Origin of the sequence: Nonomuraea sp. H19 (assembly GCF_052068215.1) — a bacterium.
Classification (GTDB): domain Bacteria; phylum Actinomycetota; class Actinomycetes; order Streptosporangiales; family Streptosporangiaceae; genus Nonomuraea.
In genome coordinates this window covers 549,220-558,296 of the sequence record NZ_JBQHCV010000002.1, presented here as the reverse complement: position 1 = coordinate 558,296, position 9,077 = coordinate 549,220, and the positions used below count along the sequence as shown (strand labels likewise).

Here is a 9,077-nt window from a genome sequence, read left to right as displayed (position 1 = left end):
GCCCACGCATATTCCCCTCGATCCAACAGGGCTATTACATTGGGGCCCATGACCGGACAGGGGACGCTGCTGCGCCACGTCCAGGAGCTGATGGACGGCGCGATCGCGGAGATCTACGCCGAGCGCGGCATGCCCGAATACCGCCCCCGCTTCTCCGCCTACGTACGCACGCTGGTGTCGGAGGGTCCGATGGCCATCCGCGACCTGGCCAAGGCCGTCGGAGTGACGCATTCGGCGGCCAGCCAGACCGTGATCCAGATGCGCCGCTGCGACCTGGTCACTCTCGAGAAGGGCGCCGACGCCCGGCACCGCATCGTGCACCTCACCCCCAAGGCCCACGCCGCCCTTCCCCTGATCGAGGCCGAGTGGGCGGCCACGGAGCAGGCGGCGCGGGAGCTGGACGCGGAGCTGCCCGTACCCCTGATGGAGGTGCTGCGGGCCACGGTGGAGGCGCTGGAACGCCGCCCCTTCCGGGCCCGGATCGAGGCGTGCGGTGGACTAGACTCGCAGGCATGACCTGGCGACATTGATCCATAACCAGGGGCCGGCGCGGGACGCGTGGGCCTCCGAGGCGGCAAGCACTCGGAGCCCCTACTCGTCCCCTGGAAGGCCTCATGCTTGTCGCAACGCTGTACCTTTACGCGTTTTTCGGCGAATTCATCCTGCTCTACCCGGTTTATACGCTGCTGTTCGCCGACGCCGGGTTATCGGTGGCCGAGACCTCGTCGCTGTTCGTCATCTGGGCGGTGACGGGCATGGTGTTGGAGGTCCCGTCCGGCGCCTGGGCCGACACGGTGTCCAGGCGGCTGCTCCTGTGCCTCGGCCCGCTCCTGGCCGGCACGGGCTTCGCACTGTGGATCCTCTTCCCCTCCTACTGGGTGTTCGCCCTCGGGTTCGTGTTGTGGGGCGCCGAGGGTGCCCTCGTCTCCGGCGCTTTCGAGGCCCTCGCCTATGAGGAGCTGGAGCGTCTCGGCCAGGAGAGCCGGTACGCCGCCGTCATGGGCCGCGCGGAATCCGCCGGCCTCGTCGCGGACGCGGTGGCGATCGGGCTGGCCGTGCCCGTGTTCGCGGTCGGCGGCTACCTGGCCGTGGGGGTGGCCAGCGTAGTGGCCTGCCTCGTGTGCGCCGCCACGGCGCTGGCGCTCCCCGAGCACAGAACGCCGGCCACCGGCGCGGCGGGAAGTTACTCGGCGGTGTTGCGGGCCGGGATCGCCGAGGCCCGTACGGACCGGGGGGTGCTCAACGCGGTGCTGCTGGTCGCGTTCGTGACGGCGATCTGGGGAGCGCTGGAGGAGTACGTGCCCTTCCTGGGAATCGAGACGGGCGTGGCCAAGACCGCCGTTCCGCTGCTGATCCTGCTCGTCTGGATCGGCGCCACGGCGGGCGGCCTGCTGTCGGGGGCCGCTCGGCGCATGCCCGCTCGCGCCTACGCCCTGACGATCGCGCTGGCGGCGCTCGCCATGGCGGCGGGGGCGATGAGCGGGCATCCGGCCGGGTTCGCGCTGATCGCCGTGGCGTTCGGGGTTTTCCAGCTGGCCGGCGTGGTGGCGGACGCGCGGCTCCAGGAGCGGATCAGCGGCACGGCCAGGGCCACCGTGACGTCGGTCGCCGGCCTCGGCACGAACCTGGTGACGCTGGGCGTCTATCTCGCCTACGGGGCGGCCTCGTCGTACGTGTCGCACGGCGTGACGTTCGCCATCCTCGTGGCGCCGTACGTGCTCATCGCGCTCATGGCGGCTGCTCAGTGACGGGACGGGATCCGCTTGGGCAGGGGCGGCGGCACGGGGACCTCCTCCGGAGGCGGCACGGGCTCGGCCGCCGGACGAGACGCGGGTTTCGCCGCCGCCCGCCATCTCGCGGGGAACAGCGAGGCGGCCAGCAATACGCAGCCGATCGCGGGCGACCAGGTGTGGAGCAGCGTCGTGTAGCCCCCGAGATATTGGTCCGGCACGAATTCGTACCACAGCCTGCCGTCCCCACCCCTCCCCATGCGCACCAGCACCGCCACCCAGATTCCCGTGAAAGCCAGACCGGGCAGCAGCGAGGCGAGCGGCGACAATCTCGAACCGGCCAGGACACCGACGACGACCACCGCGGCGATGAACGGGGCCAGCGCGATCCAGTCGATGGCGGCTCGCGGCATGAAGCGATCGGCGGAGCCGTACGCCAGACCGGCCGCGATCACGGGTGTGGCCAGCAGTCCCACGCCGACGCCGAGCAAATGACGAACACCGTTACGCATAGAGAACACCTCCAGCAACGGGACCCTAGCGAGCTATTTGCACCCCCACCCTTTAAAGGGGAAATGTCTGGTTCTGCTGCGTAGCCGAAAACCGGCCATATCACCGAAATAGGGGCGCTTTGGTATCTGACGGACTTCGTACCAGCCGTTAACTTGACAGCACCCCCACCCGAGGAGTGCACATGTTGAGTAAGCGCTGTGCGCTGGTCGGCGGCGTCATCCTCGCCGCCTGCCTGGCCACCCCCCTCAGCCCCGCAGCAGCTGACCCAGCACCTCAATCCGCCTCCCCAGCTCCCCCCTCAGTGATCGACGCGCTCGAACGCGACCTCGGCCTCACAGAGGAACAAGTCGTCACCCGGCTGGCCAACGAAGAACGCGCCGCGGCCGTCGAGTCCTCGCTGACCGCCCAGCTCGGAGCGTCGTTCGGCGGCGCCTGGCTGAACGACGACGCCTCCAAGCTCATGGTCGCCACCACCGACCCCAACGCCACCGCCGCCATCGAGGCGCAGGGCGCGCAGCCGGTCCTCGTCAAGCGCACGCTGGCCGAGCTCAACGCGGTCCTGCAGAAACTCGACCAGGCTCCGCGGAAGGCCACGGCCGCCGCGACGCTCTGGTACGTCGATGTGAAGACCAACAGCGTCTCCGTCCAGGCCCCCACCGTGGAGGCCGCCGACGCCCTGGCCACGGCCGCGGGTGTCGACAAGAGCGTGATCACCGTGTCGGCGACGGCCGAGAAGCCGATGACGTTCATCGACATCATCGGCGGCATGCCGTTCTACATCGGCTCCAGCCGCTGCAGCGTCGGCTTCTCCGTCACCAGGGGCACCACTCCGGGCTTCGTCACCGCCGGACACTGCGGCCGGACCGGCGCCAGGACCACGAACCCCACCGGCACCTTCCAGGGCTCGTCCTTCCCCGGCAACGACTACGCGTGGGTCGCCGCCCCCGGCAACACCCCGCGGCCGTGGGTACGCGGCTCCGGCGGCGCGAACGTGATCGTCCGCGGCTCCACCCAGGCCGCCGTCGGCGCGTCCATCTGCCGCTCCGGCTCGACCACCGGCTGGCGCTGCGGCACCATCCAGCAGCACAACGCCACCGTCAGGTACGCGCAGGGCACGGTCAACGGCCTGACCCGCACCAGCGCGTGCGCCCAGCCGGGCGACTCCGGCGGCTCGTTCATCTCCGGCAGCCAGGCCCAGGGCGTCACCTCCGGCGGCTCGGGCAACTGCAGCATCGGCGGCACGACGTACCACCAGCCGGTCAATGAGATCTTGAGCGCGTACAGTCTCACGCTCACAACCGGCTGACCGAAACCCGCGCAGCGTGCCCACCAGACCCGGGCACGCTGCGCGGCTTTTTGGGCTTTGGGCGCTCGGCGATGAGTTCTGGCCGGCTGGCGAGTCTGTCCGTTGAAAGCACGTACACGACGACAGAGGAGCAAGTCGATGACGAGCCCCATCCTGGGCAGCCTGCTGCTCGCCAGCACGGACCCCGAGCGCCTGCGCACCTGGTACGCCGCCGCGCTGGACCCATCGGAGAACACCGACGTCAACGCGTACCGGGTGCTCAAGTTCGGTGACTTCCACCTGCTCATCGACACGCGGGAGGACGTCTCCGACAAGAATCCCGAGCCCGGCAGGGTGATACTGAACTTCGACGTGGCCGACGCCCGCGCCATCGTCGCCCGCATGGAGAGCGTGGGCGTGACGTGGCTGGCGGAGCTTGAGGACCGCGACGGCAGCCTGTTCGCGACCGCGATCGACCCGGACGGCAACTACGTACAGATCATCCAGCTCAGCGAGGCCCACCGCGCGGCCATGTGACATCGGGGGAAACAATCATGTTCGGCACGACGAAGGCGTTCAGCGGTTTCTCGGTGAACGACATCGAGGCGGCGAAGAAGTTCTACGGCGAGACCCTCGAAATCCGGGTCTCGGAGGCGAACGGGATGCTGACGCTCCACATAGCGGGTGGCACGGACATCCTCGTCTACCCGAAGGAGAACCACACGCCGGCCACCTACACGATCCTCAACTTCCCCGTCGAGGACATCGAGAAGGCGGTTGACGAGCTGGTGGCGCGGGGGGTGCGTTTCGAGCGCTACGACGGCTTCGATCAGGACGAGAAGGGCGTTTTCCGCGGCGGCGGCCCGCTGATCGCCTGGTTCAAGGACCCGGCGGGAAACGTCCTGTCGGTCCTGCAACAGTAGAAAGCGGGCCCCTTCCCGGCCTCCGGGGAGGGCCCCACCGCGGCTGTCTCATCAGTCGTCGCACCGCGGAACGCGCGCGCCCTCTCAGTCGTCGCACCGCGGAACGCGCGCACCCGCGACGGGATCGAGATAATGCTCGCTCACGTAACCGAACCCGGCCTCCACCGGGACTTTGTACCAGCGAGTGGTCCAATCCCCCGCGGGACTTTTATGTGAGTCACCATGAGTCAGAGCGCAGACGATATCCAGCTCGTCCCCGTGCTCGGCCGTGCCGATTTTCGCACTTCGGGGATCAGGGCTGACTCGGATATTCAACGTCACCCGCTCCCCCCGTGCGTTGAGATTCGTCTCCACCCGGCCCCGGACAGGCGAGCCCGCCGGCGGCGTCGTCGCCGAGCCGCGCGCTGAAGACGAAGGAGCCGGCGTCGGATCAGCCTCTTCCGACGTGGCGGCCACCCAAGCTCCTATCGCAGCCGCGACGACCGTGGCGCAGGCACCGATCCATGCCGCGATCACCGACGGATCGCATTTTCCGCCCGCCGTGTCATCCGTCGGCGAACTCGACCCCGAAGCATTTTTTGCGACGTTTTGGGAACCAGGCATAAAACCTCTCTCGCTGCACACAGCCCCCTTCGTGACGCAGGCTACACCGCGACGGCACCATATTCCTCAGCGTTTCCGCTAATATTGTTTGCGCAAATCCCCATCAACCAACGGATACCAATACATCAACCTCTCGGGCGATCACAGCCTTAAGGGGGCACCGCCACTATGAGAAACTCTCATTTTCCGGCCGGCAGCCGGCTCACTCCCAGCGCCCAGGTCAATCCATCCGCCATCGAGGGCCAAGGACTGTTCGCCACCACGCCGCTCGACGCGGGGGAGATCGTGATCCGGCTCGGCGGACAGCTGATCGACGACGCGACGCTGGCCACCCTCACCCCGCCGTACAGCAGCCTGACCGTCGACGACGGCCGGCACCTGCTGCTCGACCCCGCACACCCGGTGCGATACGGCAACCACTCCTGCGACCCCAACCTCTTGCACACCGACGCGATCACGATCGTCGCCCGCAGGCCCATCAGCCCAGGCGAGGAACTGACGATCGACTACGCCACCCACACCGGCATCGAGTCATGGACGATGACCTGCCGCTGCGGCACCGCCCTCTGCCGAGGCACCGTAACCGGCCGGGACTGGCGCCTCCCCCACCTGCGACGCGCGTACGGCGACCACTGGAGTCCGCCCCTGCTCCGCCGGATCCGCGCCGACCTCCAGGGCCCATCCACTCCTTAGCATGACGAGGTCACGCCCATGCTGCGGGACATCACCCCGGCATCACTCCGGCTTCCACCGGGAGAACGCCTCCTGTACGTCGCGGGGCGCGTGAGCGAGGGCGGCCCGGTCGGGTTCGGCCGGAGTGACGTGGGGGAGATGGACGACGACGTCGAAGGCGTCCAGCGGGCTCAAGTCGGCATAGAAGCCGCCGACCCGCTGCTGGGAGACCGTCCGCACGGCCTCGGCGTCGGCCGGCGACAGGCGCCGCAGATCGGTCGCGAAAGGCCCGTCGTGGCCGGCGGCCATGAGCGCGTCGAGGCTCCCCTGCCGGGGTGTCCCCATTTCCTCGAAGAGCTCGCCAGCGTAGAAGCCAGGGCTGGTGGTGAGGGTGTGGCCGGTCGCCGAGGTCGTACCGATGACCAGGTAGTCCATGCCCAGCCGAGCCGCGAGATGCATGCCCGTCGTCGTCGACGGGGGCATGCCGGGAAGGGCGACGGGGCAGCGTTGAATGTGGCCGTTGTGGGCGGCGACGACGATCCGGTCTTCCCGGCGCAGGATCCACTCGACCGTGTCCGCGATCGCGGCATCACGGATGTCGGCCGCGATCCCGTCCGGCCTGCCGCCTGAGAGCTCCCGGACCACCGCATCGATGGTGACCGTGAGGCTCAGCGAGCGGTGAGCACGCTCATATTCATCGACGGTCGTCCGCCGGACATAGTCCAGGCGCCGGGCCGTCATGCGTGCCGCGAGACCGGCAAGGCCGGCCGTCAACGCGTCCTTGCTTTCGGGAGCAAGCCTCCCGTAGGCGGCGAAGGCCTCGGGGATGGAGAACGCGGAGGTCGCCGCGAACGCCGAGGCCGTCTCCCGGATGCCCGAATCGACGACATGCTCCGGATCGGCCTCCGCGAGATAGGCGATCACCGCGTCCAGGCCGGGCAGCAGGGACACGTTCGAGCCGGACAGGTCGATGCCGTAGAAGCCGACCGGGCGCGCGGCCGTGAGATTGTGCTGTCGCATCCACTCCAGGTGGGCGCGCATCTGGGTCCACAGCCCCATCAGCGACGTCATGCCGTTCGCCAGGACTTGACTCAACTGCGCCTCGCCGCCTCGGACCCAGCCGTCGACCAGCCGCCCTTCGACGAATCCCGACTCCATCGCATAGGCGCTGAACCCATGTCGTTCGACCAGATAGCGCAGCAGGCGGTGGCGGAGCCGATAGAACTCGCGGTTGTAGTGCCCGCTCTCGCCGATCGCCACCACCCGCGCGTCGCCGATCGCCTCGTCCAGCCATTCGAGATCGTCCAGTGGCCCCCTCGGATCCAGCGTGGCCAGCGGGATCACCGCCTCGTCACTCATCCGGACCGGCGCCGCCGCCGCTTTCCTGGTCATTTCCCAGCTCCTCATTTGCAGGTAAGCGCCATTCCCAACTTTGGGAACGGTACCAGATGTGGGATCGTACCGAAGTGGATACGCTCGACCTGCTCCTGCACCCGGTCCGGCTGCGCATCGTGCACGCCATGTCCGGCGGACGCGCCCGCACCACGTCCGACCTGTGCTCTCGCCTGCCCGACGTCCCCAAGACGACCGTGTACCGGCACGTGGCCCTGCTGGCCGAGTCGGGACTGCTGGAGGTGGAGAGCGAACAGCGGGTGCACGGCGCCGTGGAACGCCACTACCGGCTGCGCCGCGAGCGGGCGATGATCGACGCCGACGCGGCCGCGTCGATGTCCCTGGACGACCACCGCCACGGATTCGCCGCCGCCATGGCGGCCCTGCTCGCCGAGTTCAACGCCTACCTCGACCGGGAGGGCGCCGACCCAACCGCCGACTCGGTGTCCTACCGGCAGTTCCCCCTCTGGCTCAACCAGGATGAACTGGACGAATTGATCGCCCAACTGACGAGCGTCATCCGTACCAAGATGACCAACGAACCGGCACCGGACCGCCGCCCCCACCTGCTGAGCACGATCCTTTTCCCAACCGAGCAACCACCACAGCACGGCACCGACGAGCAGGCCGGCAGGCACGATCCCGGCCTGTCCTGACCTGAGCGATGCCGGTCGAAACTACGGCAGCCGAACGGACGCGGGTCACTGGAGGTGGTCGCTCGATCCGGTCAGGGCATCTCGGTCGTATTGCCTGGGCGAGAAACGCACGCCGGTGGCGCGCGAGGCGAAGGCGAGAGCCGGCGGGATGGGATCGTCGGTGTGGTCATCACGGTCGAGACCCAGCTCGACGAGGTCGGGAAGAAGATGCTCGGGAACTTCTCCATGGCGGAAGGAGTAGCCGTACACATCGAACTTGGTGATCAGATCCCCGTCGACGAGGAGCCGGAATTCGTCATGCTTGATGTTGGCGACCACCGTGGCCATCGTCGTACCCGACGACAGGAGCGCTGGTGCCGCGTCGACCGACGTGCCCCATCCGTAGTCGACCAGAACCGTTCCGCCGTCAGCGTTATACGCTTCGACCCCGAAATCGCCGACTGTCCCGGGAACAACGTCGATCCGACGTAGCACCTCCTGAGGGGACAGACCTCGCAGGAAGCTGACGCAGAGCCAGGTGTCGCCGACACCATCGGTGAACTCTTGATAGAGCCATTCGTACTCTTCTGCCGTCGCGCCGCTCACCAGCATGCCTTTCATGGACGATCGAACTTGCGGTGATCGTGGCAGAGAGGGCCGACAAACTTTCCGCCCTGGGCAGGTGCCGCCGTGAGCGACTTCGACCAGCACGCAAACGCCCATTTCCGACCGGGGAGATGGTGGCCGGTTCCGTGGATCAAGCTGTAGCGCGCAGATCGGTGGCGGTCAGCAATGCCGAAAGACCGATGCCTTCTGCGGCCAGCGCCTCTCTACCGCCCTGTTCGCGGTCGATGACGCACAATGCTTCGCTGATCTGGGCCCCAAGGTCGCGGAGGTCGGCGGTCGACAGGACGATCTGGCCGCCGCTGGTGACAACGTCCTCAACCACCAGAACCCGCCGCCCCGCCACATCGGCACCTTCGGCCAGGCGGCCGGTCCCGTACGTCTTGGCCTGCTTGCGAACGAACGCGCAAGGCAGGCCGGTGTGCCGGCCGAGGGCGGTGACCACCGGGATCCCGCCCATCTCGAGCCCGGCCAGCACCTCGATATCCCCCGGGACCAGAGGAGTCATCGCCCGAGCGATGTCATCCAGGAGAACGGGATCGCCCTCGAACCTGTACTTGTCGAAGTATTCGGTAGCCGTGCGCCCTGAGCGGAGCACGAAGTGGCCAGTGAGGTGGGCCGCGGAATGAATTCTGCGAGCCAGGTCAGAGCGCGTCACAGGCACCCAGTCTTCCAGACAGCCGCAGTGTCTCCGCAGAAC

At 68.0% G+C, this 9,077-nt stretch carries 12 protein-coding genes; 7 read left to right on the top strand and 5 right to left on the bottom strand.

Features of this window, described 5'->3' with window-relative positions:
* Positions 1-48: 48 nt before the first annotated feature.
* Together ACTMTI_RS06400 and ACTMTI_RS06395 are read left to right on the top strand one after the other, a co-directional pair.
* A complete protein-coding gene (locus ACTMTI_RS06400; RefSeq protein ID WP_441118730.1) occupies positions 49-516 on the top strand; it encodes a MarR family winged helix-turn-helix transcriptional regulator in 468 nt (155 codons plus the stop codon).
* A gap of 98 nt (positions 517-614) precedes the next feature.
* Positions 615-1,748 carry an MFS transporter gene (locus ACTMTI_RS06395; protein ID WP_441118729.1) on the top strand — a complete coding sequence of 378 codons (1,134 nt, stop codon included), beginning with the start codon at positions 615-617 and terminating at the stop codon, positions 1,746-1,748.
* Here ACTMTI_RS06395 and ACTMTI_RS06390 read toward each other — a convergent pair.
* A complete protein-coding gene (locus tag ACTMTI_RS06390) occupies positions 1,742-2,242 on the bottom strand; it encodes a hypothetical protein (protein ID WP_441118728.1) in 501 nt (166 codons plus the stop codon). The two genes, ACTMTI_RS06395 and ACTMTI_RS06390, sit on opposite strands and share 7 nt — an antisense overlap.
* A 182-nt stretch (positions 2,243-2,424) precedes the next feature.
* Between ACTMTI_RS06390 and ACTMTI_RS06385 the strand changes: the two genes are divergently transcribed.
* The 3 genes from ACTMTI_RS06385 (at position 2,425) to ACTMTI_RS06375 (ending at position 4,451) form a co-directional block, all read left to right on the top strand.
* Positions 2,425-3,549, top strand: a complete 1,125-nt coding sequence (locus ACTMTI_RS06385; RefSeq protein ID WP_441118727.1) for a S1 family peptidase — start codon at positions 2,425-2,427, stop codon at positions 3,547-3,549.
* 138 nt (positions 3,550-3,687) lie between these two features.
* Entirely contained in the window at positions 3,688-4,065 is a 378-nt protein-coding gene (locus ACTMTI_RS06380) for a VOC family protein (RefSeq protein ID WP_441118726.1), read from the top strand.
* Positions 4,066-4,082: 17 nt separating this feature from the next.
* Complete coding sequence (locus ACTMTI_RS06375) at positions 4,083-4,451, top strand: VOC family protein (RefSeq protein ID WP_441118724.1); 369 nt, start codon at positions 4,083-4,085, stop codon at positions 4,449-4,451.
* Positions 4,452-4,535: 84 nt separating this feature from the next.
* On the opposite strand, the gene ACTMTI_RS06370 is transcribed toward ACTMTI_RS06375, so the two are convergent.
* Positions 4,536-5,054 carry an SH3 domain-containing protein gene (locus ACTMTI_RS06370; RefSeq protein ID WP_441118722.1) on the bottom strand — a complete coding sequence of 173 codons (519 nt, stop codon included), beginning with the start codon at positions 5,052-5,054 and terminating at the stop codon, positions 4,536-4,538.
* 168 nt (positions 5,055-5,222) lie between these two features.
* Between ACTMTI_RS06370 and ACTMTI_RS06365 the strand changes: the two genes are divergently transcribed.
* Positions 5,223-5,747 (top strand): SET domain-containing protein, encoded by a 525-nt coding sequence (locus tag ACTMTI_RS06365; RefSeq protein WP_441118721.1) that lies wholly within the window; start codon positions 5,223-5,225, stop codon positions 5,745-5,747.
* Between the two features lie 42 nt (positions 5,748-5,789).
* Here the strand turns inward: ACTMTI_RS06365 and ACTMTI_RS06360 are convergent, their stop codons facing one another.
* On the bottom strand, positions 5,790-7,118 hold the full coding sequence (locus tag ACTMTI_RS06360; RefSeq protein ID WP_441118720.1) for an erythromycin esterase family protein: 1,329 nt from the start codon (positions 7,116-7,118) through the stop codon (positions 5,790-5,792).
* Between the two features lie 74 nt (positions 7,119-7,192).
* On the opposite strand from ACTMTI_RS06360, the gene ACTMTI_RS06355 reads away from it, so the two are divergent.
* Complete coding sequence (locus tag ACTMTI_RS06355) at positions 7,193-7,774, top strand: helix-turn-helix domain-containing protein (protein ID WP_441118718.1); 582 nt, start codon at positions 7,193-7,195, stop codon at positions 7,772-7,774.
* Between the two features lie 45 nt (positions 7,775-7,819).
* Here ACTMTI_RS06355 and ACTMTI_RS06350 read toward each other — a convergent pair whose 3' ends face one another.
* Both ACTMTI_RS06350 and pyrE read right to left on the bottom strand, forming a co-directional pair.
* Complete coding sequence (locus tag ACTMTI_RS06350) at positions 7,820-8,374, bottom strand: DUF6461 domain-containing protein (RefSeq protein ID WP_441118716.1); 555 nt, start codon at positions 8,372-8,374, stop codon at positions 7,820-7,822.
* 136 nt (positions 8,375-8,510) lie between these two features.
* Positions 8,511-9,035, bottom strand: a complete 525-nt coding sequence (gene pyrE / locus ACTMTI_RS06345) for an orotate phosphoribosyltransferase (RefSeq protein ID WP_441118714.1) — start codon at positions 9,033-9,035, stop codon at positions 8,511-8,513.
* Between the last annotated feature and the right edge of the window lie 42 nt (positions 9,036-9,077).